Source organism: Rhizobium sp. BK661 (assembly GCF_024808825.1).
Lineage (GTDB): Bacteria > Pseudomonadota > Alphaproteobacteria > Rhizobiales > Rhizobiaceae > Rhizobium.
In genome coordinates this window covers 24279-44646 of record NZ_JANTYT010000027.1, presented here as the reverse complement: position 1 = coordinate 44646, position 20368 = coordinate 24279, and the positions used below count along the sequence as shown (strand labels likewise).

The following is a 20368-nucleotide window of genomic DNA, read 5'->3' as shown; positions in this document are numbered from 1 at the left end:
TTATTCTGGATGTATGGAACCTAAGGACGCTATCGCGGCGCTGGCTGCCCTCGCCCAGACGACAAGGCTCGAAACTTTCCGCCTGCTTGTGAGGGCGGAGCCAGATGGCATCCCCGCGGGAGAACTGGCTCGCATTTTGGACGTGCCGCAGAATACCATGTCCGCGCATCTCGCCACCCTGTCGCGTGCTGGCATCGTGAAAAGCGAGAGGCAAAGCCGCTCTATTATCTACCGGGCGGACCTCGAGGGTTTCCGGGCGCTCACGTTGTTCCTACTTATGGACTGCTGCGGTGGAAACGCTGAGCTTTGCGCTCCTCTCATCGCCGATCTGACGCCATGTTGCTCCCCGGAGTCCGGGCCATGTATGAACTGACGCTCGCCCCCATATGGGCGGCCGAGCAGTTGAAGACGGCGCTGGCCGCTGCCGGGCTACCGATAGACGATGTCGATGGACCCGACAGAGCGTACTTCCGGCTCGTCGACGACGAAAACCAGGTCCTTGGCTATGCAGGTATCGAAGCGGCCTCAGATGAAGCCGTCCTTCTGCGATCCGTGGTGATCGTGCCGGAATTCAGATCGCGTGGATACGGGCGGCATCTCACAGAAATGACACTAGCCCGAATACCCATGGCGTCTGAGGTCTATCTCGTCACCACGAGCGCCGCATCCTTCTTCGAGCGCGTCGGCTTCCAGGTCGTCGCACGCGATCAGGTGCCGCAGACAATTCTTTCCACCCGCCAGCTGTCGGGCATCTGTCCCGCATCGGCGACGATCATGAAACTGACCAGGCGGCCTGCGACCTAACCACGGAACACGACCATGACCGACAAGACTTACAACGTGCTCTTCCTGTGCACGGGCAATTCCGCACGCTCAATCCTCGCTGAGTCCATCCTCAACAAGGAAGGCGCTGGTCGCTTCAGGGCATTCTCCGCCGGCAGTCAGCCCAAGGGCGAAGTGAACCCGCATGCGCTCAAGGAGCTGGACGCCCTCGGCTATCCCTCGACGGGTTTCTCATCGGAAAGCTGGGACGTCTTCGCTAAACCCGGAGCGCCTGAGATGGACTTCATCTTCACCGTCTGCGACAGCGCCGCTGGTGAAGCCTGCCCGGTCTGGATCGGCCACCCGATGACGGCGCACTGGGGCGTCGAGGACCCTGCGGCCGCCATCGGGACCGAGGTCGAAATCCAGCGCGCCTTCGCGCTGGCTGCGCGCTTCCTCAAGAACCGCATCTCCGCCTTCATCAATCTTCCGCTCGCCTCGATCGACCGCATGGCGCTCGAGCAGCATGTCCGCCACATCGGTTCGCTTGAGGGCGCTTCTGTCAAATCCGCAAAGGCCGAGTGATATGTCCACCTTCGAACGATATCTGACCGTCTGGGTCTTCCTCTGCATCGTGGTTGGAATCGCGCTCGGCCATGTCATGCCTGGCGTGTTCCATGGCATCGGCGCGGCCGAAGTCGCCAACGTGAACATCCCGGTCGCCGTGCTGATCTGGCTGATGGTCATCCCGATGCTGCTGAAGATCGACTTCGGCTCGCTGGCGAAGGTCGGCAGCTATTGGCGCGGGATCGGTGTGACGCTCTTCGTCAACTGGGCCGTCAAGCCCTTCTCGATGGCACTGCTCGGCTGGCTGTTCGTCGGATGGCTTTTCCGCCCACTGCTCCCGGCCGACCAGATTGACTCATACATTGCTGGTCTGATCATTCTGGCGGCCGCGCCGTGCACCGCCATGGTGTTCGTGTGGTCGAATCTCACGAAGGGCGAGCCCCACTTCACCCTGTCACAGGTAGCCCTCAATGACGCCATCATGATCGTCGCTTTCGCACCGATCGTCGGACTGCTATTGGGCCTCTCGGCGATCACGGTCCCCTGGGATACTCTGGCGATATCGGTGGTCCTCTATATCCTCATCCCGGTCGCCATCTCCCAGATGGTTCGCAAGCGCCTGACTGCTGATGGCACGACGCGATCCCTGAACAGTTTGCTGGCAAGGCTGCAGCCCCTTTCGCTTCTTTCCCTCCTTGCCACCTTGATCCTGCTCTTCGGGTTCCAGGGCGAGCAAATCATCGCGCAGCCCGCCGTCATCGGCTTGCTCGCGGTGCCGATCCTGATCCAGGTCTACTTCAACTCCGCACTGGCCTACCTGCTGAACCGGATATCGGGCGAACAGCATTGCGTCGCCGGGCCGTCAGCCCTCATTGGGGCAAGCAATTTCTTCGAGCTCGCGGTCGCCGCCGCCATCAGCGTGTTCGGCTTCCAGTCCGGAGCGGCGCTCGCGACCGTCGTCGGCGTCCTCATCGAGGTTCCCGTGATGCTGTCGGTCGTCTGGATCGTGAACCGTACCAAGGGCTGGTACGAGGCCGCGCCCGCCGTTTCCAAAAACGCCGCAACCGAAAGGACATGAACATGGATGTCATAATCTACCACAACCCCACATGCGGGACGTCGCGGAACACGCTCGAAATGATCCGCAATGCGGGCATCGAGCCGAGTGTAATCGAATACCTCAAGACGCCGCCGTCACGAGCCGAACTGGTGAAAATGATCGCTGACGCGGGCCTCACCGTGCGTCAGGCGATCCGTGAGAAGGGAACGCCCTACGAAGAACTTGGTCTCGACGATCCTTCGTTGACCGACGACCAATTGCTCGACGCCATGCTCAAGGACCCGATCTTGATCAACCGACCGTTCGTCGTCACGCCGCTCGGCACGAGGTTGAGCCGGCCGTCTGAAGCTGTGCTCGATATCCTGCCGGACACTCAAAAAGGTGCCTTCGCCAAGGAAGACGGCGAGAAGGTTCTCGACGAGAAGGGGAAGCGCGTTGTCTGAGGAATTTCCCGCTCTCGAGGAGCGGCATCTTCGCCAGCCTGACCTCGAAGCGCTCCGCCCGCGGTTCCCGACACACAAGCCGCGCATCCTGATCCTCTACGGATCGCTCCGTGACGTTTCCTACAGCAGGTTTCTCGCTCACGAGGCACGCCGTCTGCTGGAGCGAATGGGATGCGAGGTTCGGGTGTTCGATCCCAAGGGCCTCCCCCTGCCAGATGAAGCTCCCGTCAGCCATCCCAAGGTGCAGGAACTTCGTGAACTTTCCGAATGGTCCGAAGGCCAGGTATGGGTCAGCCCCGAGCGCCATGGCGCGATGACCGGCGTCATGAAGTCCCAGATCGACTGGATTCCCCTTGCCGTCGGGTCGGTGCGGCCAACGCAGGGAAAGACGCTCGCGGTAATGCAGGTATCTGGCGGCTCGCAGTCATTCAATGCCGTCGGCCAGCTTCGCATCCTCGGCCGCTGGATGCGGATGATCACGATCCCCAATCAGTCTTCTGTCGCCAAGGCATATCAGCAGTTCGATGCCGACGGGCGGATGAAGCCGTCGTCCTACTACGACCGTGTCGTCGACGTCTGCGAGGAACTGGTGAAGTTCACTTTGCTGACTCGCGACGCCTCGTCCTACCTCACCGACCGCTACAGCGAGCGGAAGGAAGACGCGGCCAAGCTCGAACAGCGGGTTCAGCTGAAGTCGATCTGATCTCAGCCAGCGGCGACAACGCTACGTTTCGTCGCCATCGCCACGCTGACGAATGCGGCCATGCCGACCATCCCGAGCGCGGCCGTGACGAACAATGACAGACTGATGCCAAGCAGTTCCATAGCCATCGCAAAGGCGAAAGGCGCGGCAGCTCCCAATGCGAGGCGGGCGGCCGCCATCCTGCCCGTGATCGCTCCGTAGCCGTCGCTGCCGAACAGATAAAGCGGAAGGCTGCCCTGTGCGATCGAATTGATCCCCGAGCCGAGACCAAGGCAGATCGCGAAGGCGACGGCTCCCGGCAGCCAGCTTCCACTCAGGCCGAGGATCAAGATGCCGACGACCATGAGCGCAGCCGATATGACCGCAAGCATGGGCGGCAACAGGCGCGTGCCGAAGATCATATTGAGCAGGCGGCTCAGAACCTGGGCGGGTCCGAAAAGCGAGCCGATGACCACCGCGGCCGCTCCAAGACCGAGATCACCGAGCATCGGAACCATGTGCGCGAGGATCGATGCCAGAGTGAACCCGAGGATCGCGAAGGCGGCCGAGACGACGACCATCGCACCCCGGCGGGCCTCCGGCGGGATTGCGCCGATCACTCGTTGTCGTTCGCGAGCGGTTCCGTTGGCGCTTGCCGCCTTACCCTTCCGCATCATCCAGAAATGCAGGGGCATGCAAACGACCAGATTGAGGGCTGCGAACACCAGGTAGATTTCCCGCCACGACATATATCCCATCAGCGCCGCCGAGATCGGCCAGAAGATCGTGGAGGCAAAGCCGCCGATGAGCGTCAGATAGGTGATGCTCCGGGAGGCCGTCTTTGGATCGCTTTCGACGAGCGCCGCGAAGGCAGCCTGGTACTGGACCATCCCGGAGGATACCTCTAGCAGGACGATAGCGAGCGCGAACACGGCGACCGACGGTGACCAAGCGCAAAGGGCGAGCGTCAGTGCCGAGAAAAGCGAGCCGACGGTCAGCACGGTCGCCGCCCCGATCCCGTCCATCTGTTTTCCAATCATCGGGGCCGAAAGCCCACCGACGAGGAGCGACACCGAGAACACGCCGAAGACCTGCTCGAGAGTGATCCCGAGGTCCTTCGCCATTCCGGGCGCGAGGATTGAAAACGAATAGTAGAGCGTCCCGTAGCCGATGATCTGGGTCAGGCCGAGCGCGAAAATCGTTGCGAGCGAAATCGCGTTCTTCGTATCACGCATTTTGGTTCTCTTCCGACGTCTCGGTAGAGCAGCAGGCTCCCTCACCTTCGCCAACCCCAAGTACTCGCAGATGTCCCGCGCAGCAGTCGTGCATAAGGAACGTGACTAGCCCCGATAGTGCCTCGTAGTTCGCGCTGTAGACGATCGATCGGGACTCCCTCCGCTGGTCGATCAGCCCGGCCCGTTCGAGTTCCTTGAGATGGAACGAGATGTTCGACGGAGAGACACCCATCTTCTCGGCGATCGCACCCGCCGCCATTCCATCCGGACCGGCGACCACGAGCGTGCGTACGACGCCCAAGCGGGTTTCTTGCGACAGCGCCGCGAAAGACATAAGGGCTTGACGTTCTTCCATAATTCAATATTCCTTGAAACATTGATCAGAGGGGTAGCGCATATGGACTCGATCATCAAGACGGTTTCGACGACATTGGACATCACTTTGGGACAACTCCTGTCCCACGTCGGCTCCGCGCCGAATTTGCCGTTGATATTGTCGTACGAGGAGGGCCGGCTACCACGTCACGGAGGTCAAGGGCGGGCGGTTCTCGGCCCTCGATTGCGGGGCGAATCCCGAAGAATGGTCAGAAATCTTTGTTGTTTCCTCACACCTTTCTCGGGAGGTCAATGGCCAGCGAGGACACTTCCGCGAGTGAACCTCGACATGAGAACGAGCCTTCAAGCTTTCAATCCTTTGGCTCCCGCCTCCTCGAACGCTTCGCGACTTGCGGCAACGTGCTCGTCTCACCCGGGGCGATATGGCCTTTTGGAATGCCCCAGCGGGCGTTCCTAAGGCTCCCGGCCAGCCTGGCGTTCGAGGGCAGCCAAAAGTTCGTACGCGTTGCCTCGGGATGCCGAAAGAACTGCGGGATCGAGAAATCGATGGCAGCTGTCACAGAGTGGCTGAATTCCAGAAAACGACCAGTTTCAGGCAAGCCGTTGCGACCATGGTCTCCTGGCTTTTGCCCAGGAGGTTTCTATGAAAATCGATTTTCACAGCTCGGTTTACAGTGTGTTAGCCCGCCAAACGGGAAACTCCCCGTCCGTCAGCGATGAGAAATTTGAACTACCCTCGTCTACTCCCACCAAGATTCCGGCGCTGAAGACCGACGCACAGTTGGTGGACGATTTTTACCGAAGGCTGGTACAGTCAAACTTCGCAGCCGACACCAATGAAGACGGCAGGGTCTCGAAGGAGGAATACGCCCAGAGCAACAAAGAACTCGCCGCGGCAAACGACCGGCCCTACGACGCGGCCGTCGTGGATAGGCATTGGAACGTGTTGGATCCGACCCACAAAGGAAGCGTCGACCAGGATGAAATGCGCGCCGGACTTGAGCGGCTCCTGCCCGTCAGCGTTGGTCACCTCAGCGATGCGGAGGCTGCGCGTCTCCGCAATCTGAAACCAAGTACCTAAAGTGCATGACGCCATAGGCGGTCATCGCCATGCACGTGGTGCGGCGGCTCTCGATTAGCGCTAAGATCGAGAACCCGCTATGTTTATCAACTGGCCCGCGGAACACGCCGTGCCGGGCACGAGCAATTTGAATGGTCCGGCAAAAGGACCGTTGCCTGGGATCGCACTGGACGATTGACGGGTCCGCAGAAATCAGATTGAGCGAAGCTCAGATTATCGACGCCGACCCCACGTAAAACGACCTGTTCCGGGCAAACAATCCTGTTGGCGGCCCTGGCGAGGCCTGCTATGTCGGGCGTGCCTATGGGACGCTTCGGACAGCCGATGAAGTCGCCTCGGCTATCGAATATCTGTTGCCCGACGACGCTAGCATGATGATAGGGCAGATGTTGAATGTCGATGGTGGAGCGTCCATCGGCAGAGCAGCAATGGACGACGCCCGCTTCAAGCAAAGGCCGAAACGGGCGTCCTAGAAGCGCCTGCTGAGAAAGTCAGGCATCAAAATAGACTGCGCCGATACAACTCATTTCGGGCCGCAAGCGATACTCAGAAATCCCACCATACCGGAACCCAGCGAAACAGATCGCCGGCAGCCGCCACACGCCCCACGGAGGGGAAAGGCAAGTGCGTCGATACCAACCAAGACCCATTGGCGGCGAGTTCATGCATGAGACGAAGGCGAACTCGCGTCGCTTCCTCTGGGTCGTGCTCGAAGCCGTTGTGCCATTCCGGATGATCGAACGAAACGGGGAAGATGGCGTCGCCTGCGAACATCAGTCGCTCGCCGCCAGACGCAAGGCGTACAACACTATGTCCAGGGGTATGGCCGCCCGTGCGAGCGACGGTGACGCCCGGCGCTACCTTGGCCTCATCCACGAATGTTCGAAGATGGCTGCCGTATTCGCGCAAGAATTCCAAAGATGCACGCCGTGCGAGTTCGACAAGAGGCGGTGGCATGGCGGTCCGAGAGAAGTCGGGCGACTGCCAAAATTCGGCTTCCGCTGAAGACACATGAATCCTGAGGTTCGGCCGTAACCGTTCCTTGACACCGTCAGCAAGCAAGCCGCCGACGTGGTCGAAATGCATGTGGGTGAGGATTACGTCCGTGACCGCCGCGAGATCGACGCCTGCCGCCTCCAGCCGCTGAACAAACAAGCCGGCCCTTGGGAAGTCCGGATACTCTTCCCCCAGACCACTGTCTATCAGTATCGTCTGGCTGCCGCTGTGCACGACGACCGCATTTAAGGCCCAGTCGAAGGCCTCTTTCGACAAGAACATGTTGTCCAGCCAGGCCGACCGAGTTGCCGGGTCGGCGTTGGTGGCCATTGACTCGGCCGGCGGCGTCAGCACGCCGTCGCTGATCACAAGTACGTCGATGTCGCCAACGCGCACTGCATAGCGCGAGGGGACCAGTTCGCCTTGAGGGTTACCGAGTATAGGCCCAGGGATCGACGTGGTGGTGGGTCTTGCATCTACCGTTGACATGATAGGCTCCAGATAAGGTTGTTGAGAGCTGTCGGTCATAGGTCGCGATCAGAACCTTAGATCGGGGACAAGATGTGGTCGAGGTATGCTTAGGTTTGGGGGTGCTGCGACGCGACCTCCTTGGCAGTGCTTTTTCCGCCGACTCTACTCCCTGCCAAAGCCTTCTACTCGCTTCATCAAAGGCAGGCGTTTGGCGAGTGGCCTTGCGCCAGGCCGATTACTAACCTTGGTATATCTATTTTTCTTCCTCGCAGGTCGCATACGATCCCAGCCGGTCATAGGCAGGATCAAAAGCGAAGGAGAAGCATGATGCGAAAGCTCGCGACCTTTTTGTTTTGCTCGGCACTGATTGCAGTACCGGCCGGCGCGGCGGACAAACCTCACAACGCCAAAGTCTCCGTGGTCTTCGACCACCCCCTCCCCAACGTACCAGGCAAGAGCATGCGCGGCGTGCTCGTCGAGTACGGGCCAGGTGGCCATAACCCGTCGCATACCCATGCCAAAAGCGCATTCATCTACGCCACGGTCATCGAAGGCGAGATTAAGAGCCAGCTCAACGACGGTAAGGTGACAATCTACAAGACCGGTGAAAACTGGATCGAAGTCCCCGGTGACCACCACCAGGTCAGCGCCAATGCCAGCGATACGAAGCCCGCCAAAATTCTCGCGGTCTTCGTTGTCGACACTGATGAAACGAAGCTCACGATACCGGATGGCGCTACCGATTAGGGTTGCGGCGGTACGGCTCTCTCAAGCCGGCTCTTCTCTGAACTTCGGCGGCCACATCCGAACATTGATGTGCCGCCCCCAAACAAGGTATGGAACCATGAAAATCGTCATCATCGGAGGCTCAGGCCTTATCGGGACGAAAGTTGCCGAGCGCCTGCGAACGCGTGGGCACGAGGTAGTTCAGTCCTCTCCGTCCACTGGAGTCAACTCTCTCACGGGCGAAGGTCTCGGCGGCGCGCTGGCTGGAGCAAACGTCGTAATAGACGTCACGAACTCCCCCTCCTGGGAACCGAGCGCCGTGCTTTCGTTCTTCGAGACGTCAACGACCAATCTGCTCAAGGCGGAGCGTGCCGCCGGAGTTCGCCACCATGTCGCGCTCTCCATCGTCGGGATCGGTCGGCGCACGATCGGTCCGGGTTGGACAGTTCGTGGCCTCAGGCACGCAATTGATGGCGGTCGTCCCGTTGCATGCGGTTTACATCGTGGCGAACTTCAAGGAGACCCAGCTCACGCATATGCACCCTGGCCAACAAGCCGAGATCAGGGTGGACAGCTTTCCCAAGCTCAAGATCAAGGGACACGTCGATAGTATCTCTCCCGCCAGCGGCCTGGAGTTTTCCCTGCTCCCACCCGACAACGCTACGGGCAATTTTACGAAGATCGTTCAGCGCATTCCGGTAAAAATCCTCATCGATGACGAGCGCCTCTCCGCCACGCTGCGGTCAGGCATGTCGGTGGAGCCGGAAATCGACACGAAAGACGCCTACGCGCCGGAAGCGCCATAGCAATATCGAAAACGAAGCTCACCCGCACGTTCGTAACTACGGAGAGGCATGTCATGGCTACTCTTCTTATTTCCGCGAACAGCAACCGTCAAATTGCAATTCCAAAACAGGCCGAAGATACGTTGCGGGTCTGGTGTGCCGTCGTCGCCTCGACACTCGGCGCGTTCATGGCTGTTCTGAACATCCAGATCGTCAACGCGTCGCTGGCCGACATCCAGGGGGCGATCGGTGCGGGAAAGGACGACGGCGGATGGATATCCACCTCTTATCTGATCGCCGAGATCGTCGTCATTCCGTTGAGCGCCTGGCTTGCGCGCGTGTTCTCCGTCCGCAACTACCTTCTCGCCAGCGCGATCCTCTTCCTCGTCTTCTCAGTCGCATGTGCATTCGCGACCAATCTCCAGCAGATGATCGCGTTGCGGGCCGTCCAGGGTTTTTCCGGCGGAGCGCTTATCCCAATGGCCTTCACGATTATCATCACCCTTCTTCCCAAACCCAAGCAGCCGACGGGGTTGGCGCTTTTCGCGCTTTCAGCCACCTTCGCGCCGGCCATAGGACCAACCATCGGCGGCTACCTGACCGAGAACTACGGTTGGGAATTCATCTTCTACGTTAACCTGGTCCCCGGAGTGATCATGGTCGGCATGCTTTGGGCATCGCTCGATCGCGCGCCCATGGACCTCTGCCTATTGGCAAAGGGCGATTGGCTCGGGATCGTCACAATGGCCATTGGTCTCGCCGCCCTCCAGACCGTGCTCGAAGAAGGAAACAAGGAAGATTGGTTCGGCTCCAACTTCATCGTGCGGCTGTCGATTGTCGCGGCAATCGCGCTGACGCTATTTCTCGTCATTGAGTTTAGAAGCAAGCACCCATTGCTCAATCTCCGGCTTCTCGCCAGGAGAAACTTCGGGTTCGGGATCGTCGCGAATTTTCTGCTTGGAATGGCGCTTTTTGGATCGGCCTTCATCCTGCCGATCTACCTTTCCCGCGTGCAGGGTTACAATTCGCAGCAGATTGGAGCGGTGCTTGCCTGGACAGGCATCCCACAGCTTCTTCTGATACCGCTCGTTCCGCGACTGATGAAGGTTTTTGACGTCCGCCTTCTGATCGTCTTCGGCTTCGCGCTGTTTGCGGCCTCGAACTTCATGAACGTCTACATGACGGCAGACTATGCGAGCGACCAGCTGTTCTGGCCGAACGTCGTCCGTGCCGTCGGCCAGGCTCTTGTTTTTACCCCGTTGTCGGCAGTCGCCACCGCGGGGATCGAAGAGCAAAACGCCGGGTCGGCATCCTCCCTGTTCAACATGATGCGCAACCTCGGCGGTGCGGTCGGAATAGCGTCGTTGCAAACATTCCTCACCAAGCGAGAGCAGTTCCATTCCAACATCCTGACGAACTCCATCAGCGCTTTCGACGAGTCATCCCGTAACCGTATTGCCAAGCTGGCGGCCTACTACATGAACCACGGCGTCAGCGACCAAGCCGCTGCGACGCACAAGGCTATCGTGACCATTGCCCTCAAGGTCCGGCAGCAGGCAAACATCATGGCGTTCAGCGATACGTTCTTTCTGATGGGAGCGGCGCTCGTCGTTGCATTGCTAGCGTCCCTCCTGCTGAAGAAACCAGGCCGGCTCTCCGCAGGTGGAGCGCACTAATTGACCCCGATTTTCGTTACGCCGATGCCAAAACCGCTCGAAACGTGATTTCGATGAGCTGCTCCGGGAAGGCGAGACGGGAAATTCCGATCAAGTTACTCGCGCACCGAGGCAGCTCTGTATTGTACACTTCCTTCCGGACTTTTCCTGCTACCGCGAAGGCAGCGTCGACGTCGAGAGCGAACAAGGTCTCCTCGACCACGTCATCAAGCGTAGCTCCGAATTTTTCCAGGAGCGCCACGGCGTTGGCGTAGGTTTGCCGCATCTGGGCTTCCATACTCGAGAAATTCACAGGACGCCCAGATGCGTCCAGCTCAGCAGGAGCGACGAGATTTCCCTCGCTGTCGTGGCTGAGCTGCCCAGAAAGGTAAACCACATCCTTGACTTGGACCGCTTGGCAGTAGCCATAGGTCATTTCCCAAGGAACTCCGAAATTCACGGTCTTCTTCGACGTTTCCATAAAGTCCTCCTTGTGACCAATCTTCTCCGTTCTCACAGAGCCAGTTTTTCATCACGGCTTCGCAGCGGAAGGACCAGAGTTGCGCGCGTGCCGATGCCAATCTCGCTCTGCAGATGGAGATTTCCTCCGATCTCTTGGGCAAAGTGGCCGACGATCGTCAGCCCGAAACCGCCGAGGCCAGTGGATTTCGTCGTGAAGAACGCGTCGCTGGCGCGCCGGAGTGTTTCGCGGTCCATCCCTATGCCGTTGTCGACAATTCGAAGTTCTACGACCTCCGAGAGGGGGGCATGGCGCGTCGCAGCCACTGCGAGCGAGATCGAACCTCCTTCTGGCAAGGCTTCGCGAGAGTTCGCGAGCAGTTGGATGACTGCGTCGCGAAGACCGTCACGCGAGGGATGGTTGAGGGGACCTCGATGTCCAGGACGATATCCTCTCCCAGCGTCATTTCGACCTCCAATGCTATTTCCGCGAGGAAGCCCGATATATCGAGCCCGTCGGCTTCGGTATTTGGGGAGATCAAGTGTGTGGAATTTGCGTTCATCTCCGTGGCCTTGCTCGGGTTCTGGCTACCGGAGCGCCATTGCGCTTCGATTTCAGCCGCTTTGAGCGACCGATTGGAAACCTTCGTAAGGCGTGGGAGCGCAGCCAACAAGTAAACTGAAGTTTGGGGTCCTGTGAGCGCTTCGACACCTAACCTGAAGAAACCCAAAGCCCTGCCCGATGGAAGCTTTTGTCTGGAAAGATAGCGCACTACTGTAACTTGAAGATCGGCTTCTTCAGCGTATAATGCGCCATCCCTTCAACAAGCCGCCTGATCGCCAAACCGAGCGAAAGGTGGGCTTTAGTGTTTTTTGACCGGAGGAGCCAATGTCTGAAGGCAAGGCGCTGTCGAAGGTTGATCAATCGGGAAGCGACCGCGACTTTGCGGCGCTGGCGCGTGACCTAGTGGACGCGCTGCCTGGCCATTTGTGGTCGACGGACTCGGGGGGGCGGTTCACGTACATCAATCCGAGCATGCGAGAATACTTCGGCGTCGGCTCTTTGACAGAAGAGTCTGACTGGCTGTGGCGGGTCCATCCCGACGATCATGACGCCGCAGCTGCCAAGTGGCGACATTCGCTGCACACAGGCGAAATTTTCAAGGGCGAGCACCGCTTACGAGGAGCAGACGGCGAGTATCGATGGTTTCGTATCGAGGGGCGGCCATCTTGGGACACATACCACCGGATAACGGCATGGCACGGTCAGAACGTCGACATGGAGGATCAAAAAGCGGAACTGAAGGCGCGTACGCTCGAGCTATCCTTGCTCGTCGATATGGTCCCAAGCCATTTGTGGCGGTTGACGCCTGATGGAACGACAACCCTGGTCAACAAGCGCATGGCCGATTTTCTTGGCCTTGATGTGTCGAACGTGAGCTCGCTCGAGTCCGTTATGGACACCATTTTCCATCCGGATGACGTCGAGGCCGTTGGTGTCGAGCTTACCCGGTGCCTGGCATCCGGGGACAGATTCTCAATGAGGTATCGTCTACTTCGCGCGGACGGCGCTTATCGATGGATGTCAGGTCGAGCCGAACCCTTGCGGGATCAGGACGGCAATATCGTCCAATGGTTCGGCCTATGCCACGACATCGAGGACCAGGTACAGGCGACGGCGGCGCTGCGACGATCGGCGGAAAAGCTGGCGCAGGCAACGCAAGCGGCCAACCTGTCACAGCTTTCGGCGTCTATCGCCCACGAAATCAATCAGCCGCTTGCAGCGATCGCCGCTGACTCCGAGGCATGCTCGCGATGGCTGTCGGCCGACCCACCGAACGTCGAGAGGGGCAGGCGTGCTGCGGAACGTATATCCGAGGACGTTGGAGCGGTCACGGATGTCATCGCTCGAATCCGCGCCCTCTTCCAGCACAAGCCCCAGGCGCGAACAGTTGAGGACATAAACCAACTGATCAACGAGGTCTTGAGCCTCATGTCGGACGAAATTGCCGCGACGACCACCCGGATCGATACCGAACTCGATCCAGCGCTCCCACAGGTTCTGGTCGATCACATCCAAGTGCAACAGATTTTGGTGAACCTGATCCGGAACGGAATTCAGGCGATGGACAGCACGAACCCCTTGAGGAAGTTGAGGATAAAAACAGATCGGGATGGTCCCAATACCGTTGTCATCTCCGTTGAGGATTCCGGGAGTGGATTTAGCGATCCTGACCGCGTTTTCGAGCCGTTCTTCACGACGAAGAGCGCGGGGATGGGGATGGGCCTTCCGATTTGCCGCTCAATGGTCGAATCCCACGGGGGCCATCTTTGGGTGAAAAACAACGAGACGGTGGGTGCGACCGTCGCGTTCACTTTGCCGATCGGGCTTCCGGCTGAACAAGTCTAGGCCGTCGATTCTGGCACGCGCTCGCGAAGGCTCCGACCATTGTACCCACGGCCTATAACGTACATGGCCAGGACCCAGGCTGCAGCGATCATCGCGCTGGAAACCGCCGCCAAGCTCGCATAGCCGGAAGCCCCGATCACTACGCCCGCAAAAACGGGACCTGCTGCAAACCCGAGGAGATTTGCAGCACCTGCCGCCGCCGCCCACCGTCCGCTGGAATCGAGCGCAGCAGCCAGGCCGAATAGATACGGCAGCGAAAAGTAGTAAAGGACGGCCGATGCAATGACCGCTATCCTGTATGCCCACGGGTCGGGCCAGAGGCAGAGCGCCAGCACGACGAGGATGTAACCAACGCAGAAGCCCGTGATTGGAGTTGCCCTTCCCCAGCGGACGTTCAGCACCGTGGCCGTACCCGCTCCCACCAGACCAACGAGTGTGGACGCAGTCAGTACGTATCCGACCGCGCTGGTATCAAGGCCGACCCGTTCGCCCAGTGGTCCGCTAAAGGCGAATAGCCCGGCGGAAACGGCCACGTACAGGACGATTGCGGCAAGAAGCAAAACTCCGAGCATCCGGTTGTTGATGGCAACGATCGTGTTGCCGTCCCTCACCGCGCGGACGTTGGGAACGAGCAAAAGAAGTGGTGTGAATGCCAGGGATGTTGCCGCAAGGAGAGTGAATATACCTCGATGCGCGAATGCGGCGGTGACTTCACCGCCGATGCTGAAAAGCGCAATGCTTCCTATCGCCCAGACAAGTTGGAAGTAGCCGAAAATCTTTTCAGGGTTCTGCGAGTGAGAAGCTACGATACTGAGCGAAATCGCGTAGAGGACTCCCTCCCCGGTTCCTGCCAATCCCCGCAAAAGCAATAGCCCGCTCCACCCAGCGACAAAGATCGATGCGCCTTGCGCAGAAAGGGTCACAATAATCGCGAACAGGCTGGCCCGTTTGTAGGAAAACCGCGATAAGAACGGTGCGATCAGGATCGCGGCAGTCGCGAGAGACAACAGTTCGACGGAGGCAATAAAACCAGCATCGCGCTCCGGCAGCGAAAGACCGTCGATCAATCCAGCGACAACAAATGGCGACATTTGAGGGACGAGACCGCCGATAATCTGGGCGGCTGTCGCGCCGATCACCAGAGAGGCAGGATCGCGGGATATGGCGGCATTGCCTGAAACTTCGCCCATATTCGGCGGTTCCCCAACCGCGTTTATTGTCGGTCGGCACCCTACCCCGTCATCAAACCCGTGTAAATTAGAGGACTACACCGTTGTCATCTCGTGGCCGTCATGGAGTTTTTGGACTTTGCGGACGAGATCGGCGAGCGACCGGCTTTCCATCTTCCTCATGACGTTCATCCTGTGCAGCTTGACGGTCATTTCGCAAATACCGAGTTCGTAGGCCACCTGCTTGTTCATAAGGCCGCTTACAATGAGGAACATCACCTCACGCTCCCGTCGCGTAAGCGTGTCCGCGAGTGCGTACAACCTATTATGTTCGTTCAGCACGCGATGACGCTCGTCATCTAGCTCGATTGCCTTGTCCACCGCTTCGAGCAAGTTCCGAGGAGCGAACGGCTTCAAAATGAAATCCACCGCCCCTGCCTTCAGGGCGGTGACGCTGGACGGAACATCGGCGTGTCCCGTCAGGAATATGACAGGCATTCGGCTTCCGGAGGTTGCCAGTTCTTTTTGTATCGCTAGGCCGCTGCTGTTTGGCATTTGAAGGTCGAGGACTATGCAGCCCGGTCGCCCCGTGTCCGCCGCTTCGAGGAACTCAGCGCCACTGGCAAACGCGGATACCTCCTTGTGAGTGGCCATAAAAAGGTCGAGAAGCGATTCCCTCATCCGATCGTCGTCATCAACGATATAGACAATGGGTTCCACCGTTGCTTCCGCTTTGGAACTCAAAACTGCCATGGTACACCTCCCGGCCGGAGTGCTTGTCTGCCAGAACTTGTTCCGGCTACGTTGCGCAGCAGTCTAACACCAACGTAGCGGTCGCGGACGATATACGTTGGTTTGCCAATCGTGGCCTGCCGGCAAATGATAGCAGCTAGTTGGCCTGGGCGGTGTTGATTTCATCGAAGGTACGCACGACGTCCACGATCGATCTGGCCTGAAGCTTCTTCATCATGCGGCTACGGTGAAGCTTGACCATTATCTCGCTGATGTTCATCTCCCGTGCTATCGCTTTGTTGGGCAGGCCTTTCGAAACAAGGGCAAATACCTCAGACTCACGGGGCGTAAGAGTATCTACGACCGATTGCGCGCGGAACCGCGCCAGATATTTAGACCGCATCTCAGCATTGCGGGAAAGCGCGAAACCCGTGCGTTCAGCAAGGGTTTCGAGCTCCAATGGTTTCAATATGAAGTCAAACGCGCCGGCCTTCATGGCCAAAACGCTCGCCTCCACAGAAGCGTCCCCAGTCATGAATATGATCGGCAAGGGGCATTCCAGGGCAGACAGCTTTTCCTGAAGCTCCAGACCAGTCATTCCAGGCATCCGGACATCCAGAATGACACACCCGGGGCCCGACAAGTCGGCCTGCTCCATGAAGTCGCTCGCCCTTGCATAAGCCGTAGCCAGCAGGCCAATCGATGCGAAGAAATCGACCAGCGACGTTCGAATTCTCAGGTCGTCATCAATGATGTGGACCGTTGTAAACGGTGGGTGGCTCGCCTTGGTCATGGTGGCCTCAGCAGATTGAGCAATTCACTGCTATCTAAGGGCTTGCTGAGAAATGCACAGGCTCCCAGTTCGAAAGCGACAGACGCAGCATCCGGGTCTGGATAGGATGTCATTAGGATCACTGGTTGCTCGATCCCACCTTCCCTCAGTCGTCGGAGGAGTTCGATTCCAGACATTCCCGGCATCCGGAGATCGCTGATAATGCAGTCGCACGTGAGATAGCCCTTGCTGGACATGAAATCTTCGCCTGAAGCATACAGCTCGCCGTATATGCCAGCGGAGGCAAGCATGTCCTCCAACGCGACGCGAAATTTACGGTCGTCATCGACTATAGCGACAATCTTCGCGCGGGAGCCAGACATCCATTGGCAACCTATGTTGAACCGGCATGCAGAGAATTTGATCGCAGGGAAATGCTGAGATCGGGGCATTAGCGGGCCGCAGAAGGGTGTCCTTGGGCGGCGGTCCTTCACGCCTCAAGGTTATCATAGTTGTCCTCAATGTAGCAGGTATACCAAGGTTTGTATTTCCGGGCTCAGAGTGCGCCCTACCGCTCTGACCGTGGCCCTCGATCCGGAGTCGAAACGAGGATGGATCAGGAGGGCCGATCTGCTGTAGCTGACGAACAGGAGGCTGCCGATAGTCGCCGAGTTCTACCGCTAACAGCTGCGTGCGAACCTTGGCCGCCGCCCGCGCGCACTCATAAGATGGGCCTGAAACCCGGGCAATGGTGGTTTTTAGGCGGTGGAACCGGCATCGGCCTGGCAAACCCCTCAATCGGCGTTCCTGATAGCAGATGGTCAATCACACTCTGCCGGAAAACGGGCGTCACGATCACTCGCTCCGGTGGAAGGTAATTCAGCGGCCAGAGGAGTTCCTTTGCGGGCAGCCAAGGGAGCGCAAATTCAGCGTCACCGAAATCCAGGAACAAGGGGGGCGCCTCTCTCCCCGCCAACGCTCGACGATAGCCGGCGCGATCCCATGGAAACCGCCTTCGAATTACCGCTCTGTGCGGTCGCACTTGAAAAGCATCCATATACCATCCATATAACATCTATGTGGATGGAGATACGTTATGAAGGACAATGTTCACAAGCTCCGCGACAAGGGCGGTGACTCTGAAAAAATCACGATTAATCTAGGCTATGTCGATCTCGGTCGTGTCGATCTTCTCGTGCAGGAAGGCTTTTATTCCAATCGCACGGATTTCATCCGCACGGCAATCCGAAACCAGCTTGCCATCGAGCGTGAGGCGGTCACTCAATCGATCGTCCGGCACACTCTCGAACTGGGACTTCGCGACTATACCAGTGCCGATCTGGAAGCGGTGAGGGCTGCCGGAGAACGCCTCGATATCAAGATAGTCGGACTTGCCCGCATCGCAGCCGATGTCTCCCCCGAGCTTGCCCTTGCAACCATCGAATCCATCACCGTGCTGGGCGCACTTCACGCCAGTGCAGAACTGAAATCAGCCTTGGCCGAGCGTATTCGCTAGGGCAACGGCAACACCAGCAAGGACATGTCCATGAACGAGGATTTCCTAGCATCCATGCGCCGGGCAACACTATCCACACGCGCCTTCAACCTCGCCGAGGCGACACGCGTGATCCAAGTTGCACTTGCGGGCCCTCCAGCGTTCGGCACTCACGGGACAGCAGACCCGGACATTACCCCTGCTCCATCAAAAGGCCGGTCAAAACCTTTTCCGATCGATCCCGCCGCAGAGGTCATCGAGCCGACGAAAGGGCTGAGCGGGGCTGCAACCTCGCAAAGGTTGCGAAAGCCCCTCGGAGAGGTTCTACGCATCCTGCGTGAAGGACGGTCGGCGAGCAGCGCGTTCGGATCGATGTCGGGTTCAACTCCGCCAGACATGGCCAAACATGGCCCCTATCCTGCGGTTGCAGACGGGGCACAATTTCTCATCCGATCCTTTACCGGCGCGGCCGGCCGACGAGAGTACAAGCTCTACATACCGGCATCCGCGCATGACCAGCCGCGCGGGCTTGTCGTGATGCTTCACGGTTGCAAGCAAGACCCAGATGGGTTTGCCGTTGGCACGCGCATGAATGATATTGCCGAGGCACACGGCCTGCTCGTCGCCTATCCCGGCCAGACCGGGGCGCACAACGCCTCGTCCTGCTGGAACTGGTTCCGGCCGACGGATCAGATGCGCGGGGCTGGAGAACCTGCGATCATTGCGGGGATCACCGCGGAGCTCATGTCTGAATTCAACCTCGATCGCGGCCGGGTTTTCGTCGCCGGCCTTTCAGCGGGCGGCGCGATGGCGGCCGTCATGGGCGAGACCTATCCCGATCTCTATGCCGCAGTGGGCATCCACTCTGGACTGCCCTATGGATCGGCAAACGACGTCATGTCGGCATTTTCCGTCATGCGCGGGGATGCAGGTTTTATATCCCGGCCCGAGCGCAGTGCTCGCCCGATGGAGCTGGTTCGCACCATAGTCTTCCAGGGAAGTGCTGACCGGACGGTTCATCCTTCCAACGCCAAACGGATCGTGACGGCAGCCACTCCGGCAGGCTCGACAACCCAAACGCAAACGGGCCGTTCCGCAGGCGGGCGGACCTATACGAGAACAATTGTTGCCGACCCAAATGGGGTATCGACGGTGGAACACTGGCTCGTCGAAGGTGCCGGACATGCCTGGTCGGGCGGCCATGGCAGCGGCTCCTACACCGACTCCTATGGACCGGATGCCTCAGCAGAGATGGTTCGTTTCTTCCTCGAGCATCTTAGGCTAAGGCGAAACTAAATCACACGATGAGACCCTTACGCGTGGACGGGAGACCCCTCGATAATGGAAATGGGTCCTGAGGTCTCAATCACCCGTTCAAGCCGTAGCCCGGCGGCGTTGAACAAGCTTGCATACTGTGCCTCCGTCCTCTCCAAGCCGCCGGTGACGGCGAGCATGACCACGTCGATACCTTTAATGTGGTTCGGTTCGTCACCCGGCGGGATCAGCGTCTCTGCCACAAGCACCTTCGCGTTCGGTAGCATCGCCTTTCGGCAATTTCGCAGGATCGCCATAGCACGCCCATCGTCCCAATCGTGAATGACCTTCTTGAGGACGTAGACGTCACCGCTGGGAAGGCCGTCAAAGAAATCACCAGCGATAAATTCGGTGCGCGGCAGGTCGCCTCCGGTACCGTCATGTGCCGCCGCGACGCCCGAAGGCAGATCGAAAAGCACGCCGCGCAGATGGGGGTTGCGGGCTAGGATCGCCGAGAGAAGCTGACCATGTCCGCCCCCTACGTCAATGATCCTCGTGTACGGGGTGAAGTCATAAGCTTCGGCAACGGCCTCGTTGCTGCCTTGGCTCACAGCGACCATAGCACGCTGAAACAAGGCAGCCTGCTCGGGGTGTTTCGACAGCCAGTCAAACCTTGGGCTCCCGAACACCTTGTCGAAGGCTGGCTTTCCTGTACGGACAGAATACAGGAGTTGCTCGAAGGCAAGATATGCCTCGCTATTGATCATACTGACGAAGTCACGCGGACTCGGCCGATCGGAGCGCAGCACGGCACCGACCTCCGTCAACTCGAAATGTCGGGGCGCTACTTCCCTGAAAACCCCTTCAGGCGCGAGAAGTCGCATTACACGATAAAGCGGGTCAGCGTCTGACTGAGTGGCGGCCGCTAGTTCATCCACCGACCGCTCGCCGTCGGCCAAAAGATCGGGGACGCCGAGTTCGATAATGACCCGCAGTGCCTGTGACACAGCGAACCCGAATCCGAGCCTCATGATCTGCTGCGACGCGCTGGACATGGATTCTCCTCGACTGTGTGCGTAACGCTAACAGAATTGAGCAAGCGCAACTAGGCTGCTGCCTTCAATCCGACAGGCCCGCCTTCCGAAATCCGTTCAGAATTAGGTCCATTGAGACCGGGTTCCTGAGCGGTAGGCGTCGGAGCGTCGTGAGTCAATCCGGGAGACAGGGAGTGAAGCTTGGAAAGCGCGTCTTGAGCCTCCTCGATGCGGTCGAGGTGGG

The 20368-nt window shown here is 58.9% G+C and carries 22 protein-coding genes and 2 pseudogenes; 14 read left to right on the top strand and 10 right to left on the bottom strand.

All coding sequences use genetic code 11. From position 1 onward, the window contains the following. Positions 1 to 13: 13 nt before the first annotated feature. From FHX16_RS28695 to arsH, 6 genes are read left to right on the top strand one after another with little or no spacing between them, the layout of a single operon-like run. A complete protein-coding gene (locus FHX16_RS28695) occupies positions 14 to 373 on the top strand; it encodes a helix-turn-helix transcriptional regulator (RefSeq protein WP_183758281.1) in 360 nt (119 codons plus the stop codon). Further along, positions 361 to 804, top strand: coding sequence for an arsenic resistance N-acetyltransferase ArsN2 (arsN2, locus tag FHX16_RS28690; RefSeq protein WP_259131677.1), 444 nt, complete (start codon positions 361 to 363; stop codon positions 802 to 804). The genes FHX16_RS28695 and arsN2 overlap by 13 nt, the downstream gene beginning before the upstream one ends. Positions 805 to 819: 15 nt before the next feature. Next, on the top strand, positions 820 to 1347 hold the full coding sequence (locus FHX16_RS28685; protein WP_183864893.1) for an arsenate reductase ArsC: 528 nt from the start codon (positions 820 to 822) through the stop codon (positions 1345 to 1347). A 1-nt stretch (position 1348) separates the two neighbouring features. Further along, positions 1349 to 2407, top strand: coding sequence for an ACR3 family arsenite efflux transporter (gene arsB, locus FHX16_RS28680; RefSeq protein ID WP_183864892.1), 1059 nt, complete (start codon positions 1349 to 1351; stop codon positions 2405 to 2407). After that, positions 2404 to 2832 carry an arsenate reductase (glutaredoxin) gene (arsC, locus tag FHX16_RS28675; RefSeq protein ID WP_183864891.1) on the top strand — a complete coding sequence of 143 codons (429 nt, stop codon included), beginning with the start codon at positions 2404 to 2406 and terminating at the stop codon, positions 2830 to 2832. The genes arsB and arsC overlap by 4 nt, the downstream gene beginning before the upstream one ends. Further along, positions 2825 to 3535, top strand: coding sequence for an arsenical resistance protein ArsH (arsH, locus tag FHX16_RS28670; protein WP_183864890.1), 711 nt, complete (start codon positions 2825 to 2827; stop codon positions 3533 to 3535). Before arsC ends, arsH begins: the two co-directional genes overlap by 8 nt. Positions 3536 to 3537: 2 nt before the next feature. Here arsH and arsK read toward each other — a convergent pair whose 3' ends face one another. Together arsK and FHX16_RS28660 are read right to left on the bottom strand one after the other, a co-directional pair. After that, the gene (gene arsK, locus FHX16_RS28665; RefSeq protein ID WP_183864889.1) at positions 3538 to 4749 is read right to left on the bottom strand and encodes an arsenite efflux MFS transporter ArsK; all 1212 of its coding nucleotides are present in this window, start codon (positions 4747 to 4749) and stop codon (positions 3538 to 3540) included. Next, a complete protein-coding gene (locus tag FHX16_RS28660; protein ID WP_183864888.1) occupies positions 4742 to 5104 on the bottom strand; it encodes a helix-turn-helix transcriptional regulator in 363 nt (120 codons plus the stop codon). Before FHX16_RS28660 ends, arsK begins: the two co-directional genes overlap by 8 nt. 624 nt (positions 5105 to 5728) lie before the next feature. On the opposite strand from FHX16_RS28660, the gene FHX16_RS28650 reads away from it, so the two are divergent. Then, positions 5729 to 6166 (top strand): EF-hand domain-containing protein, encoded by a 438-nt coding sequence (locus FHX16_RS28650; protein WP_183864887.1) that lies wholly within the window; start codon positions 5729 to 5731, stop codon positions 6164 to 6166. A 546-nt stretch (positions 6167 to 6712) separates the two neighbouring features. Here FHX16_RS28650 and FHX16_RS28645 read toward each other — a convergent pair. Then, positions 6713 to 7651, bottom strand: coding sequence for an MBL fold metallo-hydrolase (locus tag FHX16_RS28645; protein ID WP_183864886.1), 939 nt, complete (start codon positions 7649 to 7651; stop codon positions 6713 to 6715). Between the two features lie 309 nt (positions 7652 to 7960). Between FHX16_RS28645 and FHX16_RS28640 the strand changes: the two genes are divergently transcribed. The 4 genes and pseudogenes from FHX16_RS28640 (at position 7961) to FHX16_RS28625 (ending at position 10820) form a co-directional block, all read left to right on the top strand. After that, the gene (locus tag FHX16_RS28640; RefSeq protein ID WP_183864906.1) at positions 7961 to 8380 is read left to right on the top strand and encodes a cupin domain-containing protein; all 420 of its coding nucleotides are present in this window, start codon (positions 7961 to 7963) and stop codon (positions 8378 to 8380) included. A 97-nt stretch (positions 8381 to 8477) separates the two neighbouring features. Further along, a pseudogene (locus tag FHX16_RS28635) lies at positions 8478 to 8780 on the top strand (NAD-dependent epimerase/dehydratase family protein); the annotation flags it as partial. Next, positions 8770 to 9165 (top strand): annotated as a pseudogene (locus FHX16_RS28630) (HlyD family secretion protein); the annotation flags it as partial. The pseudogenes FHX16_RS28635 and FHX16_RS28630, both read left to right, overlap by 11 nt. 53 nt (positions 9166 to 9218) lie before the next feature. After that, the gene (locus FHX16_RS28625; RefSeq protein ID WP_183864883.1) at positions 9219 to 10820 is read left to right on the top strand and encodes a DHA2 family efflux MFS transporter permease subunit; all 1602 of its coding nucleotides are present in this window, start codon (positions 9219 to 9221) and stop codon (positions 10818 to 10820) included. 16 nt (positions 10821 to 10836) lie between these two features. Here the strand turns inward: FHX16_RS28625 and FHX16_RS28620 are convergent, their stop codons facing one another. Together FHX16_RS28620 and FHX16_RS28615 are read right to left on the bottom strand one after the other, a co-directional pair. Beyond that, positions 10837 to 11280 carry a RidA family protein gene (locus FHX16_RS28620; protein WP_183864882.1) on the bottom strand — a complete coding sequence of 148 codons (444 nt, stop codon included), beginning with the start codon at positions 11278 to 11280 and terminating at the stop codon, positions 10837 to 10839. Positions 11281 to 11312: 32 nt separating this feature from the next. Then, the gene (locus tag FHX16_RS28615) at positions 11313 to 11738 is read right to left on the bottom strand and encodes an ATP-binding protein (protein WP_259131701.1); all 426 of its coding nucleotides are present in this window, start codon (positions 11736 to 11738) and stop codon (positions 11313 to 11315) included. A 409-nt stretch (positions 11739 to 12147) separates the two neighbouring features. On the opposite strand from FHX16_RS28615, the gene FHX16_RS28610 reads away from it, so the two are divergent. Continuing rightward, positions 12148 to 13668 (top strand): PAS domain-containing sensor histidine kinase, encoded by a 1521-nt coding sequence (locus FHX16_RS28610; RefSeq protein WP_183864881.1) that lies wholly within the window; start codon positions 12148 to 12150, stop codon positions 13666 to 13668. On the opposite strand, the gene FHX16_RS28605 is transcribed toward FHX16_RS28610, so the two are convergent. The 4 genes from FHX16_RS28605 to FHX16_RS31720 form a co-directional block, all read right to left on the bottom strand. Next, positions 13665 to 14858 (bottom strand): MFS transporter, encoded by a 1194-nt coding sequence (locus FHX16_RS28605; RefSeq protein WP_183864880.1) that lies wholly within the window; start codon positions 14856 to 14858, stop codon positions 13665 to 13667. The two genes, FHX16_RS28610 and FHX16_RS28605, sit on opposite strands and share 4 nt — an antisense overlap. A gap of 75 nt (positions 14859 to 14933) precedes the next feature. After that, a complete protein-coding gene (locus tag FHX16_RS28600; RefSeq protein ID WP_183864879.1) occupies positions 14934 to 15590 on the bottom strand; it encodes a response regulator transcription factor in 657 nt (218 codons plus the stop codon). A 136-nt stretch (positions 15591 to 15726) separates the two neighbouring features. Then, positions 15727 to 16362 (bottom strand): response regulator transcription factor, encoded by a 636-nt coding sequence (locus FHX16_RS28595; protein ID WP_259131667.1) that lies wholly within the window; start codon positions 16360 to 16362, stop codon positions 15727 to 15729. Further along, entirely contained in the window at positions 16359 to 16724 is a 366-nt protein-coding gene (locus FHX16_RS31720; RefSeq protein ID WP_405049333.1) for a response regulator transcription factor, read from the bottom strand. Before FHX16_RS31720 ends, FHX16_RS28595 begins: the two co-directional genes overlap by 4 nt. Before the next feature lie 713 nt (positions 16725 to 17437). On the opposite strand from FHX16_RS31720, the gene FHX16_RS28590 reads away from it, so the two are divergent. Further along, positions 17438 to 17857, top strand: a complete 420-nt coding sequence (locus FHX16_RS28590; protein WP_183864876.1) for a CopG family transcriptional regulator — start codon at positions 17438 to 17440, stop codon at positions 17855 to 17857. 30 nt (positions 17858 to 17887) lie between these two features. Further along, entirely contained in the window at positions 17888 to 19132 is a 1245-nt protein-coding gene (locus tag FHX16_RS28585) for a PHB depolymerase family esterase (RefSeq protein WP_183864875.1), read from the top strand. A 17-nt stretch (positions 19133 to 19149) separates the two neighbouring features. On the opposite strand, the gene FHX16_RS28580 is transcribed toward FHX16_RS28585, so the two are convergent. Next, entirely contained in the window at positions 19150 to 20145 is a 996-nt protein-coding gene (locus FHX16_RS28580; protein ID WP_183864874.1) for a methyltransferase, read from the bottom strand. Positions 20146 to 20368 lie beyond the last annotated feature (223 nt).

Excerpts from the sequence above, each read along its gene's own strand:
- FHX16_RS28695 (WP_183758281.1), top strand. The coding sequence starts at position 14 with ATGGAACCTAAGGACGCTATCGCGGCGCTGGCTGCCCTCGCCCAGACG.
- arsN2 (WP_259131677.1), top strand. The coding sequence starts at position 361 with ATGTATGAACTGACGCTCGCCCCCATATGGGCGGCCGAGCAGTTGAAG.
- FHX16_RS28685 (WP_183864893.1), top strand. The coding sequence starts at position 820 with ATGACCGACAAGACTTACAACGTGCTCTTCCTGTGCACGGGCAATTCC.
- arsB (WP_183864892.1), top strand. The coding sequence starts at position 1,349 with ATGTCCACCTTCGAACGATATCTGACCGTCTGGGTCTTCCTCTGCATC.
- arsC (WP_183864891.1), top strand. The coding sequence starts at position 2,404 with ATGAACATGGATGTCATAATCTACCACAACCCCACATGCGGGACGTCG.
- arsK (WP_183864889.1), bottom strand. The coding sequence starts at position 4,749 with ATGCGTGATACGAAGAACGCGATTTCGCTCGCAACGATTTTCGCGCTC.
- FHX16_RS28660 (WP_183864888.1), bottom strand. The coding sequence starts at position 5,104 with ATGGAAGAACGTCAAGCCCTTATGTCTTTCGCGGCGCTGTCGCAAGAA.
- FHX16_RS28650 (WP_183864887.1), top strand. The coding sequence starts at position 5,729 with ATGAAAATCGATTTTCACAGCTCGGTTTACAGTGTGTTAGCCCGCCAA.
- FHX16_RS28645 (WP_183864886.1), bottom strand. The coding sequence starts at position 7,651 with ATGTCAACGGTAGATGCAAGACCCACCACCACGTCGATCCCTGGGCCT.
- FHX16_RS28640 (WP_183864906.1), top strand. The coding sequence starts at position 7,961 with ATGCGAAAGCTCGCGACCTTTTTGTTTTGCTCGGCACTGATTGCAGTA.
- FHX16_RS28625 (WP_183864883.1), top strand. The coding sequence starts at position 9,219 with ATGGCTACTCTTCTTATTTCCGCGAACAGCAACCGTCAAATTGCAATT.
- FHX16_RS28620 (WP_183864882.1), bottom strand. The coding sequence starts at position 11,280 with ATGGAAACGTCGAAGAAGACCGTGAATTTCGGAGTTCCTTGGGAAATG.
- FHX16_RS28610 (WP_183864881.1), top strand. The coding sequence starts at position 12,148 with ATGTCTGAAGGCAAGGCGCTGTCGAAGGTTGATCAATCGGGAAGCGAC.
- FHX16_RS28605 (WP_183864880.1), bottom strand. The coding sequence starts at position 14,858 with ATGGGCGAAGTTTCAGGCAATGCCGCCATATCCCGCGATCCTGCCTCT.
- FHX16_RS28600 (WP_183864879.1), bottom strand. The coding sequence starts at position 15,590 with ATGGCAGTTTTGAGTTCCAAAGCGGAAGCAACGGTGGAACCCATTGTC.
- FHX16_RS28595 (WP_259131667.1), bottom strand. The coding sequence starts at position 16,362 with ATGACCAAGGCGAGCCACCCACCGTTTACAACGGTCCACATCATTGAT.
- FHX16_RS31720 (WP_405049333.1), bottom strand. The coding sequence starts at position 16,724 with ATGTCTGGCTCCCGCGCGAAGATTGTCGCTATAGTCGATGACGACCGT.
- FHX16_RS28590 (WP_183864876.1), top strand. The coding sequence starts at position 17,438 with ATGAAGGACAATGTTCACAAGCTCCGCGACAAGGGCGGTGACTCTGAA.
- FHX16_RS28585 (WP_183864875.1), top strand. The coding sequence starts at position 17,888 with ATGAACGAGGATTTCCTAGCATCCATGCGCCGGGCAACACTATCCACA.
- FHX16_RS28580 (WP_183864874.1), bottom strand. The coding sequence starts at position 20,145 with ATGTCCAGCGCGTCGCAGCAGATCATGAGGCTCGGATTCGGGTTCGCT.